A 22,154-nucleotide genomic window follows, 5' to 3' on the forward strand; every position below is an offset into this window, starting at 1 on the left:
AAATGCAAACTGTTCTAGACTTTAAATACTGACAGGGATTGTGAGTATTGATATGGAAGAACTGAAAAATAATTATCATGAATTGGTAAAAACAGAATCTAATGTTCCCCTTCATCACATTTTACCGACATTATTCGAAGAGCATGTGGCTAACAGTCCGAATCATACCGCGCTTATACTAAATGACGAAAAAATGACTTATTCAGAGTTGAATGCAAAAGCAAATCAACTGGCACATCATTTGCGTCAACTCTCGGGCAATAAAAAAATGATGGTTGCCTTATGTATGAAACCTTCTTTTGATTTGTTCATCAGTATTTTGGGCATACTCAAAGCAGGCAGTACTTATATTCCTTTGGATCCTGATAATCCTGTTTCACGTATTCGATTCATTTTGGAAGATACCAACGCAGATGTGATATTGACTCAGTCTAGCGAGCTAAAGTTGTTTGACTCCATTAAATCCCGCAAGTGGTGTTTTGATCAACAGCGCTCCGAATTGAATCACTATTCGACAAACAATCCGACGGCTCTCAATCAACCTGATGATTTGGCTTATATAATTTATACTTCTGGTTCTACCGGAACCCCTAAAGGTGTCATGATTACTCACAGCAACGTCCTGTATTTTATTCACTGGTTCAGTAAGGCGCTGGCTGTGCATCAAAATGATGTGTTTGATTTTTCGTCGTCGGTTTCTTTTGATTTTGCAGTGGCAACGACTCTTTTTCCCATGATGCAAGGGGCGCGAATAGTCATATGTCCTACTGAAACAAAAAAAGATCCCTATTTGTATATGAACTTTTTAGAGCAGAATCAAGTAACAATAATTAAATCAACTCCGGGGCATTTTAGAAATTTAAAAGAGGCTGTTTTAAGTGAACAAAAACACCTTTCGTTACAATATATTGTCTTCGGTGGCGACTCACTTTTTGCTAAAGATCTTGAGGATTGGCTGCATCAATTTCCCGATCACATTATGTTTTGTGAATATGGGCCTACTGAAGCAACGGTAGCGACATCATGGATTAAAGTCGATAAAAATAATATTGCTCGGTTTAAAGATAAAATACCCATTGGCTGGCCTGCATTAAATACACAATTATATATTCTGGATGAATCTTTAAACCCTGTACCTCCTGGAGAAATTGCCGAATTGTATATTGGTGGTCAAGGTGTTGCAAAAGGCTATTTAAATCGTAAAGAAAGTACGGAACAGAAGTTCATTCGCGATCCCTTTAGTGATAACAGTTCCGACCGCCTTTATAAAACAGGAGACTATTGTCGCTTTTTACCCGATGGAAGTCTTGAGTTTGTCGAGCGTAAAGACAATCAAGTCAAGATTCGAGGTTTTAGAATTCAAACTGAAGAAATTGAATCCTGTATGATGAATTATCCGGGAATGAAAGAAGTGGCGGTTATTGCCAATACCTGGGATAGCGGGCCGCTTGTTGAAAAACAATTAATCGCCTATTGCGTCCCACAGCAAGGAATTGGGCTTAACCTGAGCGAGTTGCGTGCTTTTGTGGCAGCGCAACTCCCAGAATATATGATGCCCTCTTTTTTTGAGTTTTTAGAAGCTCTTCCCTTAACGTCTAACGGGAAGATAGATCGCTCAAAACTTCCAGTACCTCATTCATTCGAACAAGATGAGAAGCCCTTTTCAGGCACGGATTTAGAGCTCGTCCTTAAAAGGATTTGGGAGCAAGGACTTCATATACCGAATATTCATATTGATGATGATTTTTTTGATTTGGGAGGTAATTCTTTGGTTGCAGCACGTATTCTTACTAAAATTAGATCCAGTTTAAAAAAAGATATTTGGTTGAGGGATGTTTATAGTGCTCCAACCATCACGCAATTAGCTAAAAGGATTGAAAAGGCTCCAATTATTGGTGAATCACAGTCAATTCAGTCGGATATGGCTTCAGATTATCACGTCATTCCATTAAGCGAATTACAGTTTCTATTTTGGCTCATGAGAGCATTTTATCCCAAAGCGAAGATACTCAATATTATTGACAGAAAGCGTTTTCGAGGTTCACTCGATATAAACGTTATCAATACTGCATTAGAGAGTGTTTGTAAAACGGATCCGATATTGAGCTATCGTATTCACCGTTTTGCTCCCATTCAGCAAGGGCAAGAATTGCCTCCGCCTCAAGCAGAAGTCATTGATATTGGCAATTTGTCTTTTGAGCAGCAAGAAGCACAATTAAGTGAGTCTCTTGATGTGCTACAACACTGCTCCTGGAAAAGGGATAATCATTTATTCAGGCTAAGAATATTTCAATTGGGTGATGAATGTTTTGAACTGCAAATCGCTCTTTCGCATCTAATCAGTGACGAAGTTTCACCTGGAATATTTTGGATTAACATGTCCAATTATTATTTGGCGGCTTTGCATAATAAAGAAATAGCCTTGTATTCTGACCGAAGACAGTTCAAAGATTATGTTGTAAAGGATATTCATAGAACGCAAAAAGACTTGAAAAAAAATATGAATTTCTGGGAGCAGTATTTGGCGGATGTACCGTATTTATGTTTTCCGGAGGAGTACATCCTTAAAAAAGGTGGAGCAATCAATACCTCCTGTTTTACTATTTCTGATGAAATGGTTGACCAATTGGAAGCATACTGTTCCAGGCATCGTTTGTGTTTGACGGATAGTTTGACGGCCGCGGCTTCTGGTTGTGTCAGGCCTTATGTATTAAATAACGAAAACCAATTGATTGCCATTAATCTTGTAAAATCAACACGTGATAATGAAGAGTATGACCGATCCATTGGTCTATTTGTCCGTTCTGATATTCTCAAAATTAATTTAAATCATGCGTCGGATTTTTTGCACTTATCTAAAGAGGTACAACAATCCATTACTGCTACATCTCCTTATCAATCGTGTCCCATCATTGTCAAACTGGGGTGTTTATTAAAAAAGGGATGGGAAAATAACAAAATCAGTACTGCATTAACGGGTGGTTTATCGAGGATTTATTCGCGATTGTTCTCAAAATATCGATTGGACTATCGCATATTAAGCATGTTTTTTAAGGTGTTTATTGCCAGTAAAAAAAATTGCTTTTTTATTAATCTTAATATTATGAATAATTTTATTTCAAACCCGAACGACATGCCATTGTTTGCATTAGATTTGGTTCCGGTAAAAACACATCAAGGCGACAGGATGGTGGAGAAAAACATTTTAAATATTTGGTTCGAACGAGATAATGACAATAAAGCCCAACTCATTATTTCAGGTAATCTTAAAGCCCTATTTATTGAACGTTTGGGACACGATATTATCCAGACTATTGCTCAAATTAAAGTATAAATGCCCATTTAAATGGTTTATGTCGTTAAATAATGGTGTTTTCCTTTTCCATATATCAAAGCCTATCGTCCTATAAGATTTTGGTTGTTCTGAGATCTATCGCTTAGTTTGAACTATCTCATGATAGAAGTCATTAATTTGCCAGAAATCATCACAAGAAAGTGTTTTAATTAATGTCTAATTGATTTATAATAAACCCATGCGCCACTCATAGGTCTATAATTTAATTAATACAGTGAGAGGTAAAGCATGTCCAATCCAGGAACTACAGAATCTTTGGAAAGTGAAGATCAATCAGATCTTGATGGGTATTCGACTGGACCGCTTGATGCTGGTCCAATTGCTGATCCCTTGTCAATGAAAATTAGTAAGGCTAGAAGATCTTTACTCCAATCCTTGCAAAATCAATTAGAAACCTGTCTGGCTGAACAATTAAAACCGGAACAAACTGGTGTGCCTTTTGTGCGTATAGAAGACGATCCTGCTCAAATCGCCGCGCTTAAAAAGGTTGTTAATGCTCTGTATCATGCTGAAGAAGCTTTTAAAATTTGGGAAATTACAGATAACTCGAGCTTGAGAGCCAAGATAACAGGGGCGAAACAACATTATCAAGCTATAACGCAGGTATATAAGTCACTGGCCTCTCTGAATGATGCAACCCCTGAAATACAAGCGATCATTGCTGACAATTACAGTCTAATTGAACCGGTAATTACTGCAACTTATGATGCAATCAAAAATTCGGGTTGGGTGAGTGAATTTGCTGAGATGGAAGTCACTGAGCAAGCAAGTTATCTCATCAATCAAGGTACTGAGTTGATAGGGCCTGTACCAACAGATACAGGAACGAAATCCAATCCACTTTTAGATGCTTTTTCCAAATTAAATCGATTAATGAATGTTGCATCTGATTCTAAAAAGTCAGAGTTATCTCCAGAGTTAAAGCAACAAAGAACACAAGAATTTATTTCCTTGTTAAAAGACCTGGAAGGGAATTTATTTATTCAAAAATTAAGTGCAAAAAGTCTGGCTGAATCCAAAGCAATTAATGGTTTACTTGGATGGTTAAAAACTATTCAAGAGAATGAGTTTGAGTTTACCCGAGACTCGATACAAAAATATATCTCCTGGTCAAATCAGTATTTAGGTCCATTCATTCTGGCTGTTGATCAGTTTGAGCGTCAGAGCTATCTGAAATCAGGCTTGCTCAGCACCGCTTTATGTGAGTCAGCTGACCGCCTTGCAAAGGAGATTAACAAACAGCTTTCCGAATCTACTCTTGATATTGATGAACGAATTCAGACTATGGATTCTTTAAAACCAATCAGAGAACAAAGCATTGAAAGCAGTCAGATTGACAATTTACAGGCTATTGCTACAGCAACTGATCATATTGAATCCATTGGGCGCTTTTTTACACTATTGGAACAGTACAAGGGAAAATCATTCGCCGATATTTTAGAAGCTGATCGGGTTGAATTAAGACAAATTTATCCCGACATTCAATTTGCCTTGGCCCATTCCAATCTGGATCTCGAAAACAAACTCACTAATGTACTCAATACGGCAGGTCCCACATCTTCCTCATCTTCATGGTGGAGTTTGGCTGCAGGAGCAGTTAATTATGTAAGTGGATTTGTCAAAAGAGGGGAGATCGATAGTTTGTTTCTTCAGGAAGTGCCAATGCACCATTTTTATGTGGAGAAAATTCAGGCTGAGCATTTAAAATTCACTGTTGCTGAATCTGCGCGGGGTAAATTGGAGGAACATGCTGGATTAACAGATCAAACTACTCTGGATGAGCGAGTACAGAAACGAAGTCAAGCCCTACGACAGTACGTAAAACAACCTGCTGCAAAAGAACGGGTTCATCCTGGAGATCTCATTCCCGTCAAGGCAACTTCGTTAAACAATTTACGCGGAAATATCACCTATCTGCAAGAATTGCATTTATCAGAAAAAGTCGCAGATGTACGAATAAACATCAGAACATTATTGAGTCGCCATCTCTCTGATGGGAATAATGCCTATTTTACCGGGCAACCTCCCTACAGGATTGATAACAATGAACCCGAAGTTGTTGTTCATATTAAAAAGCTTGAAAATGAATTGCTAAATTTGCAGAATTCTCTGTTGAATTTTGAAAGTGCTAACAGTAATTTTGGTGTTATTAGTCAAGCAAAGTTATTTATTGCAATTGCCAAATCAAGTTATCAGTTAAAATATACCTTAACTGCACTGTCACCTGCAGCTCGAAGCACCTTGGCGCCTGTTATCAGTGAAATTACGGCGTTTAGTACAGTTTTATCGGGTCTCAACTACCGATCTTCGGATATGTCTGATGCGGGAAGATTACAGCAATTAGAACTATCTACAAATCCTTCTGCTAAGGAGGATGCCACTAACACAACAGCCCCAGTGGAAACTATAGTTGAGGAAACAACGGCGGAGTTAGCAACAATCGAGGCAACACCAGTTGAAGTATCGACTGCTGAAGTAACCCCACCAGTTTTGGTTAATTATGCAAAGCAAATTGCTGAAGCGAGATCACAATTCTTGGCTCACCTCCAGTCTTCGTTAACAGCACCTTTGGCTCGTTCTTTAGTTCCTCAATCCGATGGAGTTCCCTTTGTTAATTTTGATCAAGATCCTCCCCAGATAGTTGCAATAAAAAGAGTAATAAACAGTATGTACTATGCGGAGTTAGCGATACAGGTCGCTAACAAAATGAATACAGGCTCTGTTTCAACTATAGATAAAGTGGTTTTGGCTCATCAAGGCATGGTTGCGGTTTCTCATATTTACAAGTCAGTAGAACTGTTACGTAATGCAACTCCAGAAGTCAGAAGGCTAATTAAAAATAATTATGATTTCATTGACCCTATGATAAAAGGGGCAGAGAATCTCGTTAAAAATACAGGCTGGATAAATCAATTTACCATTCAAGGCACTGTTAAAAGCGTAGGTAGTTATGTAGGGCGAGGTCTTAATTTATTCCAATCCGATGGTGTTTATGTATCTGATTCCTCTTCTTTGGTTAACTTGTTTTCTGAAGTCCCATTAATATTAAACTCCTTGTCTAGATCTTTGGATCCCAACATTATCAGAGATGAAAGTAAAGTTAAAATAACTCAATCTCAAATTGATTCAATTACCTTGATTGCTGAGAAATTATTTGAAAAAAAAGGTACATTTTTCAATTATGTTCGAGGCACACATGCCTTGATTTCGTTCATTGAATTGTTTAAAAAAATCAATAATGAAGGCAACAAGCTGCAAAAGAAAACGCTAGAAGCATATCAACAATGGATGGAGCGCGAGTATCCGCAACTTATTTCATTAATTGATGAGTTAGAGGTTCGAAATTATTTAAATTCAGGTCTTCTTTCATCGGCTATCGTGACAGAAATCAATGCCATCAATCGTAAACTAAATGAAAAAATTGTATCGATGGATGATCCCAATCTTAACATGATTCCTCTTTCTTCTGATTTATCCAGTAAGAGGGATGCCAATCTTCAAAAAATTAAAGAACAGATTTGGATTGATCAGTTCCACAATGAAGAACAGAAACTCAGTGCCCGCACATTTTTTGACATCCTTCAACAATACAAAGAGGGCTTACTGAGTGATCTTAAGACAGAAGAACTTGCCCAATTAAGATTAGCATTTGCTCCTGTTCAAGAAGCAATGTCCCATATAAACACCGAGTTATCTAATGCGTTGGTCAATGGACTCAATCAACTTGAAAGCCCCCAGGCAGAAGGGGCTGAGAAAATACAACTAACCGTGAGCCAATTATTGAATCAAGAGCCATTGGTTCATCAATATCTGGAGGAGCAGAGTAAATTACATGAATTAAATATTCAGGTTATCGACGAAGCGAGAATTCAATTAAGACCTGATGCGTTGCCAGAGGAGCTTCTTCAATCTGACACAGAACTAAGATTTAAAACACAGGAGCGTTTTATTCTTGAGCAATCCAGCCGTAGATTGCCAGGACCTGGTGAATTAATATCAACTCAATCATCGTCAACTAATTCAGCGCGAGGTATGTTTTCATCTGTCCAGGAGTTGAAGTTGTCTTCCTATGCCCGGTTGATGAAAGAACAGTTTAATCAAATCACTAAAAATCAGATGTCGCCCCATGTGTTAAACTATTTGGTTAAGCCTGATGAACGGCCTTTACACGATATCAGCGAGAGCGACCCGGCTATGGTTCGTCAGATTAAAATGATAGACAATGGTTTATATCATTTAGAGCAAGCTTTAAATCGATTTGAGCAATTGAGTTACACTGACAGCCTGGTTTCTCAGCTAAAAAAAATTATGGAAATACAGAACGAGATCAATCAACTTAAGAGTGTATTGAGTGATGTTTCTCCAGAGATAAAAGCGCATTATGGAAAGTTAATTACCCAAATAATTGGTTTTAGCTCAGTAGTACAAAACATTGAGTACGATCAAGAAGACACTGCGGAATTACAGGATGTGTTAAAGCGTGCAAAAGTAGAAATATTAAGACCTGCTGATTTGAATGACCCACCAATACCCGTTGAACTAAATGAACAGGAGCATCCAACCGATGAGGTTGCTGAAGGCAGTTCAACAGCGGTACGGGGAATCAAGTTGGGACTTAAATATTTGCATTCCGCATCACCTAAATTAGAAAATGCCAGAGTCTACTTGCTTAACCGATATCCTTATTTTTTTAATGCACAACAGGAGACGCTCAGGGGCTTTTCTCGAGAACAGCTCGCAGATCCGGAGTTTATGCAGAATGAGGTGACTCGTTTAAATCAACTATTGAATAACAATTCGCTTGTAACCTTGAAAAATTATGGTGTTTTAAAAGAGTTGTCGAAGCAATTATTCAGAGTCGGTGCACAGTCTGGTGAAATTGCCGGAATGATGAATGCACTGGTGACTCTTGAGTACAGAACAATTAAAGAAGTGGCTTATAAAGAATACATACAGAAACTATCTCAAACGGAAGATCTTTTAGGCTTAAAACCAGGAGCCTTAATGAATCAGGGAATCGCAGTAGTTGATGAGTTTTTTTTATCTTCTGCTCTGGAATTGGATATGATTTTTGAGGACAAGCTTGCGTTAGTAGATGAAGCCTACTTCCTTAATGTTCTTTTAGAGCAAACTCAACAGGAACTGGATGACCTTGAGATGAAATTGAAACTAATGCCTTCACATGCTGACTTTGAAATGCTCATTGCAATTAAAAAAGATAAAATTGCATTTCTAAATGAACAAATTAAATCGTTTGAAGCCAAAGATCTCAAGGAAATAGTCGAGTTATTAGTTGATGATCAATTTGAAGTTGAGTTACGGAAAATACTGGCTAACTCATTTTTAGATAAACCCATAATGGAGCAATATGAACAGGCTATTAGAGCATTTTATAATACGAATAAAGAGTCCATTCTGGCTGCCAGTGATATTGGAACTGAACTTGCTCAGAGCTTGCATGAATTTAATGAGAATTCTGTAAAACCCTACAGGATCGTGTATCAAGGCCATTTTAGACTTAGCAAATTTGCTGACCGCTTACCTGCCGAAAACCAAAATGTAAAAGATTATATAAACGGCATAACTCGTGTTTTGGCAAATGGAGAGTCTCCTATCGAGGAGCGGGCTGATTTGGTTAAATCCTTACCTTCTAATTCGACATTTGTTGATACTATAGGCTCTGCAGTAGAGGGTGAAAACTTCCTGATCAAGTTTAAGCGATTTGTCCAAAGGGTAGTGTCCTCCGTTAGCGAAAGCCTGACCACTGGAGCGAACATAATCTCAACTTACCGTGAGATAAAATTGGAACAACAAATGAGGCATATTGAAAAATCACTGTCCTTTAAAGCCGGCTTGGTGGATATGAAAAATGGTGCAGTTGAGCCAGCGTCGGAATTAACCTCAGAGCACGAAGAGAATGTTGAGGCCAATGATGAGCCTCAACATAATCCTAATTGCAGCACGAGGTAACCTTGTTATACTTTCGAGAACAGTCATCGGGTCTTTTATAGAAAGAGAGAAAAAATACCCATAACAAGGAAAATACCCGCTGCGAAATAATGCACCAGCTTTAAAGGGACTTTAGTAGCAAACCTATTACCTATATAAACAGCCGGAACGTCCGCCAATAACATTCCCAAGGTAGTTCCTGCGATAACTAATAATGGTGCGCTGTAATGAGCGGTTAGTGCAACGGTTGCAATCTGGGTTTTATCTCCCATTTCTGCGAGAAAAAAGGTAAGAAAGGTCGCACCGAATACCCCCAGGCTATGCCCCAAATGCGTTTCATTTTCTTCAATTTTATCGGGTATTAGTGTCCAAATGGCCATAGCAATAAACGACAGGCCGAGTATCCAGTGCAGTATTGCCGGATCAACTAAATGAGTAATCCACATACCAACCGCTCCCGCCAGTCCATGATTAATTAGGGTTGCAAGCAGAATACCAAGAATTATGGGAAGAGGTTTTTGGAAACGTGATGCTAATATCAAGGCAAGTAATTGAGTTTTATCGCCGATTTCAGCCAAAGCAACGACACCAATTGATACAAATAACGCGTCCATATATAAATTATTATCGATTTAAAAAATTCATTATAATGACTTTAGGTTATAAAAGTGAATTATCATCGCTTTAATTGTTCCATTTCCGGATAAAATCAGAAAAGAGTATATAATTAGAATATTGTTTGGTAGTAATTAATCACCCGATTATGGAGATGAGTATGATTAATCCACTGCATTATAAGCCTAAAGGCGATAAGAAAAACTCCGACTATTTTGATGAATACAAAGTTAAAATTTATGAACGACGAATTGCTTCCGGATTAGAGGAATTATTTGGCGATATGTGCGCCGTTGTTATTCAGGTGCAAACAGGTGATGCAATAAAGTATTTGACCGAGCTGTACTCGATGACTCCATATCGTTATGCAAAGAGTTATATTAGCGATACTCATAAAATATATTGTTTAATCAATACAAAACAATCCCCTGCATTGCTGGTTTTAGAGCCGCTTGACCCAAATTTTAAAGATGATATTACTCGCTTTAATAAAATGTATCCCAATTCGCGAGAAAAATTTAATGCCCGTTACGTGGGTGAAATTTATCAATGCAAGAATAAGAAAGAAACCCTCAATATATTAGGCTCTCATGGTTTTAGATTTCATGATGCAGCACATGCTGAAAACAAATTTTATTGCAATAAACACATGGTTTTTACACGCATGTCTGATTTTACCTACAATAGTGTTGGGTACATTGAAAACTCTATTTTTGACCTGGATAGTTTAGAATTAGGACAGCGTTTTTATTTAACAAAAAAGCAGGAACACATATTAAATCAAGCGGATCAGATGAGTCAGGATAATGGCACAAAAGGATTGCTCAAAGGCATAGATCATATGGCAACTCGTATTTTGGCCGGGGAGAGAGAGGATGCCATATTGGAGTTTTTGTGCCTTTCAAAATATTATTTTTGGGGTGCCTATAATATCGCTGATATGAATTCCTCAACAAATGTCAATCGCATTCCCCATGGAGATGACATCAGATCACCAGCCAAGGTGTTTACTGCAAATAACATATCGTTTATGGTGAATTCTTTTAAAAATTTACCTATGCCTACAGAAACTTTTGTCCTTAATTATGGCAGAAGAATGCATCACATTGCTTATGAGGTAGTTGATGGTGATCATCCTTCAGGTAAAAAAAATATAGATTATGTCATTGAAACTTTGCGTGATGAAATGGACATTAAATTTTTAGCTCAGGTTTTTGGTGCATGCACCGATTCACCTGATTTAAAACAGATATTCTCCAAACATTCCCAATATTCCCTTTTAATTACAGAGTATGTTGAGCGCTGCCACGGATTTGACGGGTTTTTTACCAAAGAGAACGTTGCTGCATTAACCGAAGCAGCCAGTCTTGATGAGACTTTGGCACAACATCATAAAAAGGAAAGCATCATTGGTGATTAATAATTAAGCTAATTGGAGCGGCGAATCATGACGGTACGGAACAACCTGTTGATTGTGTTTCTTATGCTGGCAGCCATGACTGTTGCACGAGCAGATACCCAGTTTGATTTAAATAAAGAAGCCTGCGAGGCATTGAAAAAAGCTGATAATGAGTTGAATCAGGTGTACCAACAAGTTTTGGCTAAATATAAATCAGACAAGGTTTTTATAGACAGGTTTGTCAGTGCCCAAAGAAAATGGATTGAGTTTAAGGACGCTTATGTTGATTCCATGTACGTTCCTGAGTATCAAGATACTTATGGTTCAGTATTGCCGATGTGTCAATGTTACTTTATTGAAAAAATTACTGAAGATCGCACCAAACAATTAAAAGTCTGGATTGATGGAGTTGACGAAGGGGATGTGTGTACTGGAAGCGTAAGTCATTAAATAAATCAATAGATGATGCAACGCATTCTATGTACATGACAAAAAAATGGTCATGCCGGCGCAGTGCACATGTGTCCGAAGAAATTGAGCCTCTATCGATCCAATCTCCCGCGCGTAGGGTGGGGGAGGGTTTAGGTAGGGGGGTTAAAAATTTGCGCTCAAAAGCACGCTCATTATAACCCCCATTCCGCACCTGAATTCTGAATTACGTCGTTCCCGCCCATTCTGAGTTATCAACGAAGCCATTACTTGCAAGCAGGAATCTATAACCACACTTGAACGAAGCGGCTTTCTGCTTCTATATTAGCAAAGAACAAGGCCTGACCCTCTTAAGTATACTTATTTTAGATTCCGACCTAATGCAGGCATGAGTCTCTATGTTTTTGCTCAAATAGCAGGAATAAGCCCTCGTCAGATAAATCGTTATGAAAAAGAGTGTTAACAAAATTTTCATTCGAGTGTGTTAAAAACTATTCTACAAAAACAGGAAGTGGGTATTGATGAAAGTATTTTTGTGAGGTCGGGTAGTAAAAGTTCAAGAAAATCCTCTTAGCCTTCTTTTCAGTTTCCTTCATGTTCAGTACTATAGAATATTAAAGGGGAGGGAATTAGTATCTCCTGTATTTTTGGAGCGCTAGGTCTAAGGTAAAGCTTCAAGATCAGGCCTTGCTTGTTGCCCCCTGGTAAGGCCCCTAGCTAAGAGCAAGGCCTGTCCCCATAAGTGTGCTACTCAGTCGTTTCTACACTAACGGAGTTTTATTTTACCTCACCTATATTGCATAAGGACATAAAGAATGGAAGCACGTCGTTTAAGAAATGCACTGATTACAATGACTGGCGGATTGGTGCTAATGAATACGGCTTGGGCGGGGGCATCTGTATGGACTTTTGAACCCGTATCAGGATACCCGCCTTCGGTGAGTGTGAGTTCTTCAGGAATGGCAATCGTCAAATACACGGTCACCAATCAATCGCATAAATCCCATACACTAACGGTTAGGCCTATTCAGGGCATTACATCATCAGGGTGCACGTCAGCCTTAGGATATCATCAATCGTGTACCTTGACCCTGACCGTGGCTGGCAGTGGTTTAAATGGAGATGTGTTTGGAGGCCCTATACTTTGCGACCAGAACAATTCCAGTCAATGCTATCAACCAAGTCAGGCGAATAGTCTGGCCATTCGCCTGACGCAAATACCTCCCGTGCAACAATATACGGTTACCTCTTCTGCAGGCAGCAATGGGTCGGTTAGCCCCAGCGGTTCTCAAACGGTGAATCCCGGGACCTCACTAATCTTCACTGCAACACCTGATACTAATTATGGAGTGGGTCAGTGGCTGGTTGATGGTGCTCCGGTTCAACAAGGGGGTGCTACCTACCAATTAACCAATATCACCGCCAACCACACGGTAGATGTGACCTTCGGTACAGTGACACTGACACCAAGCGTATCCATGCTTGGGCTTTCGGTGAATTGCCCTGCCGCATCTATGTCTCCTGATTGTGCACAAAAAAACAATGCATTAACCGGAACTCCACGCCAAATTACGATAACCAACACCGGTTCCGGTGAGGCTACTAATGTATTGGTTAGTTCTTCTGGGTTGCCCTCTGATGCCTCCGTGTCGCCCTCCAGTTGCGCTACTCTTGCTGCTAATGGCGGACAATGTGTGATTACTGTAACCCCTGGAGCCATAGCAAGCGCTAATGCAAGCAGTGCTCTGTGCACTACAGGAGTGCAGCCCGAAGGGAGTGTCAGTGTGACTGCAGATGGCGGACTGTCTGCGTTAGTAAATGTCTATGTCCTGAGTTATGGTTGTATTTATCAAGGTGGCTTCATCTATTCCATAGATGACACAACAACAAATACAGGCAGTATAGGTGGAAAGACGGCAGCAGTCGGGGACACTTATCCAGGACAAACATCGGTTTCTTTAGCAACTCCTAATTGGGGGGGGGCGGGAACAAGTATTGGTTCTGCTTTATACGAAACCAGCTCTCAAGGTGCGAATAATGGCAGTGCCAATAGTACAGCCATCATCAGCGCATTAACTACAAACTTCAGCAGCCCGCCTTACAACGGTGCATCCCCCGTTCCTTTAGTTAATTACGCTGCAGGATTATGCAGTTTGTTGTCCGTTAACGCAGCAGGGGCTACATCCTGTACTTCCCCTAATACCTGTTACACCAATTGGTATTTGCCAGCCATTTGTGAGTGGGGGCCACTTGGCGCTATCTGTACTTCTGGGAGTACCAATATTCAACAGCAACTCTATGAAAATGTATTGATTCCAAGCGCTACTCTTGGGCTGGTAAGTTCAGGCTTCTACTGGAGTTCTACCGAGAACTCGTTCAATCCATTGAACACCGCGTGGTACCAGTTCCTAGGCGGCAGCTTTCGCAGTACGACCAACAAGGGCGCTCGAATTGGTATTCGGTGTTCTCGGGCTTTAACCCTTTAACCATTTATCCCTTTTCTTGTGACCTTGCTTTGCAAAATGTGCAAAGCGGGTCATTAATTTTTCGCCTCAATAGGAGCTGCAGAGAATGGCTTCGTTGATAACTCAGAATGGGCGGGAACGACGTAATTCAGAATTCAGGTGCGGAAGTATAGTTATAAAGGTCTCTTTTTGTCATACGCTCATAATATAATGCAGCAATCAATCTCACCAAAAGAACTTTGTACATGGGGTGAAACGATACAGGAAGATCATTTATTTTTATTTAAAAATAAAACGCTACGAGGGGGTATACGCAACTTATTTTAACCCCCACACCCTAAAACCTCCCCCACGCTACGCGCGTTGGAGAGGGGGGGGGATCGAAGGAAGCTCATTTTTTCTGGACATTAGTGAGCCTGCGCGAGGCATGACCGTTTTATTGTTATGCACAGAGCAGCGTATTAAAATCATGGGTATTTATTTTGTTTTATAATTCCAAAATTTGGGTAATGCGTAACAGGATAGACCGACACCCAGGATGCACAAAATCCCTCCCGATATCAGAGCTGTACTGATGCCAAAGCCAGCAGCTACAAAGCCTGCACGCGTATCACCTAGCCTTGGGCCGCTTAAATAGCTTATCATTTCAATTCCAGCCAAGCGTCCTCTCAGTTCTGTAGGTATTGTATTATTCCATAATGTACTGCGAAAAATTCCGCTTATTGCATCAAAGGCTCCAGATAATGCTAGAAATAAAAGCGCCAGCCACAAGGAGTTTGAAACCCCAAATCCAATGATTGAAGCACCCCAAAATGCAGCAGCAATGGCAATGGCTTTGCCATCATGTGATATTCTTGAGGTCCAACCACTGACAAAAGAAATAATCAGGGAACCTACAGCCGGTGCCGCATAAAGCAATCCTAGTGTTTTGGCACCTCCGTACGATTGTGCGATAGCAGGTAATAAGGCATTGGGCATGGCAAAAACCATGGCAATAAAATCAACAAAATAGCTCCCTATTAACTCTTGGCGGCTGAATGCGAATGAGAGACCTTGTTTTAAGGATGAAAAAATGGATGGATGCTCTTGTATAACCGGCTTTGGTATATTGTGCATAAGACCTAAACTGGTTAGGGAGAACATAAAAGTAAGAAAATCAATTAGGTACGTTACCATAATTCCTAACTGCGCAATAATGAATCCAGCAATTGCAGGACCGACAATCATGCAAAAACTGAATTTAAAACTTCCAAGCGCCCCTACATTCTTATAATCTTCCGTTTTGACAATTTGCTGTGTAATGCTGTCAAAGGCCGGACGATGAAGACCTGTAATTGCAGACATTAGTGACGCAACAAGAAAAATTATAATTAAACTCGGGTTATTGCTGGAGGCGTTTAATGCAAGAAAACAGCATCCAATGGCAAGGAGCAGTTCGCTAATAATAAGAAGGGCACGTCGGTTGTAACGATCAGCAAATACGCCGCCAACCAGAGCAGTCAATAATAACGGTAAGAGCTGAATGAGACTAAGAAGTCCAACCATTAATGTAGATTCAGTCATGTGATAGATCTGATAAGGCAGCGCGACAAAAGTAATCATTGTTCCTATAAAGGATATAAATTGTCCTGAATACAGTAGACGAAAATCGCGGTTTGTTTTAAGCAGGGATAAATCGATTAAATGGCTCATTGCACCATCCGTATGGAACGTGAAGGGAATTAATTGAAATAAACAGACATTCTATGTTCTTTTCATACTTTTGTACAGAACATGTACTGATACTTTGGGTAATAGTCAAGAATGAATATAAACTACTCGATTATCAGAATATGCCTCAATAATTATTCGGGATATTGCGAGGTGGAATGTGTATAAAAGATACATTCACACCAGGCCAGCATTGAGTTGAAAGAGCGTTTTAGGAATGATGTGCAAATACCCTAAAGAATATGCTTTCTCAATCAATTCTGATTTACTCGAACAACTGAGTTTATTTTTTATATTTTCCAAATAAGATTCGATCGTCCTAACCGACAGATTCAATTTCGTGCCTACGGCTTTTGCTGAATGCCCTCTTAACAAATAAAAAAAGCACTCCGTTTCTCGTTCAGAAAGACTTAGCTCGGGATAGTTATCTTCGATGATAAAACTTTTTTGACCCAGTGCTTTGTTTGATTTGGTTTTTGACAACGACTCAAATTCATAAAGCAGCATTAAATTAAAAACATTGGTATGAGTGACATCATAAAAATGCTGGGCAATAGAAGTTAACTCATTGTCTTCATTTTTTAGTGCGAATTTTTCGCCGTATATAATTCGCCAATTATCATTGTGGTAACAATAACTACCTAAAATTCTCAATGTTTTCTGTTGCTGGATAACCAGCCTATCCTGACGATAAAATTCTTCATGTTCCTCGGACGCTTTACATTTCATATCGCAATAAGAGTAACCCTGCATTTTATCCAAGGTTTGAAAGCCGGATACTTGGAGAGAAATTGAATTCCCGAACATAAAATTGGAATTGATATCTAAAATAGAAAAATAACCGGGAATTTGATCGATCAAATGGTTTGTAGGCATTTTATTTGTATTTCGATTCATTTATGGCTCTTTTGCTCATATTTTGTACTGTTATTTTCCATCAAATCAATAAAAAATGCAAGAGATATCACTTTTCAAGGCAAAAAAAAAGCAATAAAGACCGAAAGCAACCAACAATTAAACTTAATAAGTAACAGCACCCCAAAATGCATGTATGCATTTATTTGTCGACAGAATACCGTATTTTATACGCTTACCTAAGTATTTTGTTATCTATTACAATTCCTGCCTTTAATGTTGAAGAACAAGATGTGGATCATTCTACCAGGGGCTGTTGACAATGACTTGCTTACCCTATATTTCGAGTTTTATGCGCGGAATCGATTAATGAACGCATTTTAAGTGAAGAACCGACATAAAGTGTAGGAAGTTGAGGTAAATAGATTAGATGAACTATCAACAGAGACTAAAAGTTGATAACAAATCACCAAAGTAGGTTTGTCAGGCACATCAAACTCTGACCAGGTTAACCGCATTCGAATGGAACAAAATGAACAAAGTGTTAATTTTTCCTTAATGATCCCCTGATAAAATTGTTTTAATTCTGAACATTTTGCGTGGTGCGTTTGTGAGGATTATATGGAGCTATTAGGGGACTATCCAAAAGCAGTTGCAACAATTTGAGGAAAGCACTAAAAATTAACAAACCGAGATTGATTTGATTGAAGAAAAAACGCGCCAATTAGAACTGGGACTTGCAGAACTACTGGCACAATAAGTTGAAAGGGAAACTCGGGAAAAAGGATGTTTTAGCTGTAACATACTTTAGTTTTTAATGTTAAAATAAAGAGGTACTATGGACTATACGGAGTTCGGTGTCTCGCGATTTTGGAAATAAATTATGAGTAGTTAACAGCCACTAAACGTACTTGAGTTTAAACGGTTGCTAATAAGATTGTAACAGGAACTATGATGGAACGTGACGGATATCCTTCTAATTTAAATGACAGTGCCAATTTGACTCATCCTTGGGTTCAATTGCTTAAAAACAGACGTCATTCCCCAAGTGTATTTTGCTCATCAAGAGTATTCCTGCATGGCTATAGTACCTATCACAGGAAAAGCTTATATCGAGTCTGTTCAAGCTACGTGTTGTTTTTCAAAAACATTGGTGCTTGTTTGTCTTTTTTTATAACAAATAGAACTCAAGTCATGTTTTATGGATTTGCTCAATTGAGTCGGAATTTTTTCGCTAACGACTCTGATTTTTATAAAAAACAGAGGATTACCAATGACTAATTTATTATTCGAAGAAGGATAGCCTATGCCAGCCATTAAAATTACAGGAACCGGTAATTATTTACCTCTGAACAAGGTGTTTTCTACAGAATTGGATGTTCGTTTAGGTTTGCCACCTGGTACGGTGGAAAAAAAATCTGGACTTATTTCCAGACACTTTGCTTCACCTGAAGAAACAAGTTCTTATATGGGAGCACAAGCGGCATTAAAAGCCATTGAACAGGCCGGAATTCGTTTAACCGAGATTGATGCCATCATCAGTGCGAGTGGAGTAGGGGAACAACTGATACCATGTACTGCAGCATTGATCCAAAAACAACTGGGTCTCGAGGAGTCGGGAATCAGTTGTTTTGACATCAACAGCACGTGCCTGAGCTTCATAACCGCTCTTGATGTTGCCTCTTACCTGATTGACGGCGGCCGATTTAACCGAATTTTGATTGTTTCAAGCGACATTGCTTCTGCCGGTATTGATTGGACAGATTTAGAAACCTGCACCATTTTTGGCGATGGCGCAGCTGCTTGTCTGGTAGAAAAAAGCGATGGTTCCCAACGTATTTTAGGTTCGCATCTCATTACAAACAGCAATGGTTCAACTTATTGTCAGGTAATCGCTGGAGGGACACTGATACCACCTTCTAAAGCAGGTCGCGATCCGCGTTCTGATCTCTTTTACATGGATGGTAAAAAAGTATTTAAATTAGCCTCAAAATTAGTAGATCAATTGACCGATGAGTTAATGACGCGAGCAGGAGTGACACTGGCCGATATTGATTGGGTTGTTCCTCATCAAGCCAGTTTGCTTGCGATGCATCATATACGAAAACGACTTAATCTTTCTAAAGATAAATTTGTTGATATCTATGCACATCATGGTAACCAGATTGCTGCTTCAATACCCACAGTACTGAATCATCTTGTACGTAATGAAAAAATTCAACGAGGAGATCTGGTATTTTTATTGGGTACAGGTGCAGGATTGAGTGCTGGCGGAATCGTTTTGGAGTTTTGATATGCATTGCTTGGTCACAGGAAGTACTGGCTGTCTTGGAATGAATTTAACTCGACGGTTGCTCGAGCAAGGACATGACGTTCTCGCCTTGGGGCGAAATAAATTGCTGGGTGATCAACTTAATCAAATGGGTGCTCATTTTATTCCCCTGGATTTGAAAGAACGAGACTCCCTGAAAACTGTTGCAACAGGCGTGGATGTTATTTTTCATTGCGCAGCTTTATCAAGCCCATGGGGTACTTTTAAGGAGTTTTATGAGGCAAATGTAGTTGCAACCCAAAACGTAATTGACGCAACACCCTATGATGCTCGACTTGTTTATGTTTCATCACCCAGTATTTATTTTGATTTTAAAGAACGTTATAACATTAAAGAAGATGCTTTATTACCCCAAACTCCGGCAAACCATTATGTTAAAACAAAATTGTTAGCTGAATCCTTAATTGATGAGGCATATAAAGCCAAACAACTTCGCGTTATTACTTTACGACCAAGAGCTATTTTTGGGCCTTATGATCGTTCAATTATTCCTCGCATTTTAAAATCTGAAAAAAATGGAGTGCTTCCTATAATCGGGAGCGGAGATAATTTGATTGACATCACTTATGTGGATAATGTGGTGGATGGTTTGATTCTTGCCGCTCACGCGGATCCCCGTTTTTTTGGAAATAAATACAACCTGACTAATGGTGAACCCAAAACATTGATTGCAATACTTGATCTCCTATTCAACGCCTTAAAAAAACCGTTAACTGTTCGAACCGTCCCTTATTCAAAAGCTCATTTTTTGGCTCAATGCCTTGAGCTAATACACAGCCTTCCATTCATTAAAAAAGAACCGATTTTAACTCGATACAGTGCGGGAGTTCTTAATTTTGGACAGACTTTAAATATTGACGCTGCGATTAGGGATTTAAAGTACAGTCCTAATGTGAGCATTGAACAAGGTTTTGAATTATACGCAAAATGGAGCACTTCTTTATGATTGAATATCGATTGTTTGAAGCAGGATATTGCAGTCACTGCGAACGAATGACGCGGAGTAATGGACCGCTCAAGAAGTCAAAATATCCGGCATTATGTGCTCTGATAAAGCACCCGGAACAGGGTTATATCTTATTCGATACAGGATATAGTGATCGATTTTTTCAGCTGACTAAAAAATTTCCATTCTCTCTTTATAGGCATTTGACTCCTGTAGTTTTAAAACACTCTTTAAAAGAGCAACTAATACAGAACAACATCCTTCCGAAGGAAATCAAGTATATTGTGATTTCCCATTTTCATGCGGATCACATTGGAGGAATTATTGACTTTCCCAATGCACGCTTTATATGCCATCCTTCTGCAATTGAGGATGTCAGGAATAAAAAAGGAATTAGGGCGTTAATGCAAGGATTTTTACCAAAGCTATTGCCTGAAGATTTTTATCAACGAGTCATTACGTTAGACATGGATATCTCTCTTCCGGCCAGTTTGATGCCTTTTGCTTCCGGTTTTGATTTGTTTGGTGATGGTCAGCTTTTTGCCATCAGCTTGCCTGGTCACGCAAAAGGTCAAATTGGCTTGTATTTTCAATCAAAAAAAGAGACCTTTTTAATCGCAGACAGTTGCTGGCATCAAGAAACATACAAAAACCTGGTGTTTCCATCTGAGTTAACCTATCTCATTCACCACAATAAAAAAGAGTATCTTCAAACGATCAGAAGTTTAAATGCCTTAAGTAATCAAAATAAGGAAATAGACATTATTCCATCGCATTGCAAGATTATCTCTGAAACACTAGAAGGTAATGCCCGATGATAGTACGTATAGTGTATTACTATTTTAAAACTCTATTTTTACAGCGTTGGTTTACCTCAAGAGATCAACTTCTTCGTTACCAGCAAAAAAAATTTAAAGCATTGGTCAAAAACACCTTATCCAAATCTCCATTCTATAAAGACTATTTAGATAAACCATTTGAACAATGGCCTGTTATTAACAAAAACATCATGATGGAACATTTCGATTCAATTAATACCCTGAGAATAAAAAAGAGTGATGCGCTTAAGGTTGCTCTGAACGCAGAACAATCAAGGGATTTTTCAGCATTGATCGGTAACATTGCAGTTGGTTTGTCTTCTGGAACCAGCACTCAACGTGGTCTTTTTCTTGTAAGCAACAAGGAACGCAGCATGTGGGCAGGAATCTTATTGGCTAAAGTACTTCCTTCTGGCTTGAAAACCAATGAACGAATTGCTTTTTTTCTAAGGGCTAACAACCGACTTTATATGACGCTGAACAAAAGCAGGAGGATACAGTTCACCTTTTTTGACTTGCTTGATGACTTTGATACCCAAATCGATCAATTAAATACGCTGCAACCCACGATTTTGTCTGCACCTGCCAGTGTTCTGGTTGCATTATCAAGACAGATCATACGTTTGAATATTTCACCTAAAAAAATTTTTTCCGTAGCAGAAGTGCTTGATAAACACGATGAAGCCCTGATACAAAAAGCCTTCAAGTGCCAGGTATCTCAAGTGTATCAATGCACGGAAGGGTTTCTGGCTGTCAGCGATAAACAAACGAACCATTTAACCATGAATGAAGAGTTCCTCATTATTGAAAAAGAATGGGTGGATGAACATCGTTTTATACCAATTATCACTGATTTGCTGCGCACCACTCAGCCCATGATCCGATATCGACTCGATGATGTTCTTGTTGAAGATCAATCAGGTCATGTGTTTACCCGTTTATCAACAATTGAAGGGCGTGTAGGTGATATTTGTTATGGCGTGAAAGAAGATAAGGTCATACCTGTTTTTGCTGATTTGATAAGACAACAGATGGCCAGTTTTCCTTTCGATTTTGATGATTATCGAATTACACAGCATGCTTTCAATGAATTTAAGATACAAACGCTTCCTGAGATAAGTGAAAAAGAAGCGCTTGTACTGCATTTGAATCAGTTGTTTGAATCTAAAGGTTGTGAGTTACCTGTCTGGATCTGGAGCCAATTCGAAGACAATTCCAGAGGAGTCAAAACACGCCGTATACAGTGCATAATGGATAATAAGCCTCTGCAATGAACAAAAC

The 22,154-nt window shown here is 39.1% G+C and carries 12 protein-coding genes; 9 read left to right on the plus strand and 3 right to left on the minus strand.

The window, feature by feature from the left end; all coding sequences use genetic code 11:
- Positions 1–52: 52 nt before the first annotated feature.
- A complete protein-coding gene (locus tag G543_RS0104535) occupies positions 53–3,334 on the plus strand; it encodes an amino acid adenylation domain-containing protein (RefSeq protein WP_028383487.1) in 3,282 nt (1,093 codons plus the stop codon).
- Between the two features lie 249 nt (positions 3,335–3,583).
- The gene (locus G543_RS17045) at positions 3,584–9,325 is read left to right on the plus strand and encodes a hypothetical protein (RefSeq protein ID WP_051190577.1); all 5,742 of its coding nucleotides are present in this window, start codon (positions 3,584–3,586) and stop codon (positions 9,323–9,325) included.
- 35 nt (positions 9,326–9,360) lie between these two features.
- Here the strand turns inward: G543_RS17045 and G543_RS0104545 are convergent, their stop codons facing one another.
- Positions 9,361–9,918 (minus strand): TMEM165/GDT1 family protein, encoded by a 558-nt coding sequence (locus G543_RS0104545; RefSeq protein WP_028383488.1) that lies wholly within the window; start codon positions 9,916–9,918, stop codon positions 9,361–9,363.
- 161 nt (positions 9,919–10,079) lie between these two features.
- On the opposite strand from G543_RS0104545, the gene G543_RS0104550 reads away from it, so the two are divergent.
- From G543_RS0104550 to G543_RS18310, 3 genes are all read left to right on the plus strand, one after another.
- The gene (locus tag G543_RS0104550) at positions 10,080–11,339 is read left to right on the plus strand and encodes a hypothetical protein (RefSeq protein ID WP_028383489.1); all 1,260 of its coding nucleotides are present in this window, start codon (positions 10,080–10,082) and stop codon (positions 11,337–11,339) included.
- Between the two features lie 27 nt (positions 11,340–11,366).
- Positions 11,367–11,768 carry a lysozyme inhibitor LprI family protein gene (locus tag G543_RS0104555; protein ID WP_028383490.1) on the plus strand — a complete coding sequence of 134 codons (402 nt, stop codon included), beginning with the start codon at positions 11,367–11,369 and terminating at the stop codon, positions 11,766–11,768.
- A 794-nt stretch (positions 11,769–12,562) separates the two neighbouring features.
- Positions 12,563–14,233, plus strand: a complete 1,671-nt coding sequence (locus G543_RS18310; RefSeq protein ID WP_028383491.1) for an InlB B-repeat-containing protein — start codon at positions 12,563–12,565, stop codon at positions 14,231–14,233.
- Positions 14,234–14,689: 456 nt separating this feature from the next.
- On the opposite strand, the gene G543_RS0104570 is transcribed toward G543_RS18310, so the two are convergent.
- Together G543_RS0104570 and G543_RS18315 are read right to left on the minus strand one after the other, a co-directional pair.
- Positions 14,690–15,904: an MFS transporter gene (locus G543_RS0104570; RefSeq protein ID WP_028383493.1), complete on the minus strand. Its 1,215-nt coding sequence runs from the start codon at positions 15,902–15,904 to the stop codon at positions 14,690–14,692.
- Positions 15,905–16,099: 195 nt separating this feature from the next.
- Positions 16,100–16,819 (minus strand): PAS and helix-turn-helix domain-containing protein, encoded by a 720-nt coding sequence (locus tag G543_RS18315; RefSeq protein WP_028383494.1) that lies wholly within the window; start codon positions 16,817–16,819, stop codon positions 16,100–16,102.
- A gap of 1,264 nt (positions 16,820–18,083) precedes the next feature.
- On the opposite strand from G543_RS18315, the gene G543_RS0104585 reads away from it, so the two are divergent.
- From G543_RS0104585 to G543_RS0104600, 4 genes are read left to right on the plus strand one after another with little or no spacing between them, the layout of a single operon-like run.
- Positions 18,084–19,070 carry a beta-ketoacyl-ACP synthase III gene (locus G543_RS0104585; RefSeq protein ID WP_028383496.1) on the plus strand — a complete coding sequence of 329 codons (987 nt, stop codon included), beginning with the start codon at positions 18,084–18,086 and terminating at the stop codon, positions 19,068–19,070.
- 1 nt (position 19,071) lies between these two features.
- A complete protein-coding gene (locus tag G543_RS0104590) occupies positions 19,072–20,055 on the plus strand; it encodes an NAD-dependent epimerase/dehydratase family protein (RefSeq protein WP_028383497.1) in 984 nt (327 codons plus the stop codon).
- Complete coding sequence (locus G543_RS0104595) at positions 20,052–20,873, plus strand: MBL fold metallo-hydrolase (RefSeq protein ID WP_115343511.1); 822 nt, start codon at positions 20,052–20,054, stop codon at positions 20,871–20,873. The genes G543_RS0104590 and G543_RS0104595 overlap by 4 nt, the downstream gene beginning before the upstream one ends.
- A complete protein-coding gene (locus G543_RS0104600; RefSeq protein ID WP_028383499.1) occupies positions 20,870–22,147 on the plus strand; it encodes a F390 synthetase-related protein in 1,278 nt (425 codons plus the stop codon). The genes G543_RS0104595 and G543_RS0104600 overlap by 4 nt, the downstream gene beginning before the upstream one ends.
- Positions 22,148–22,154 lie beyond the last annotated feature (7 nt).

The sequence above is a fragment of the Legionella moravica DSM 19234 genome, assembly GCF_000423305.1.
Lineage (GTDB): Bacteria > Pseudomonadota > Gammaproteobacteria > Legionellales > Legionellaceae > Legionella > Legionella moravica.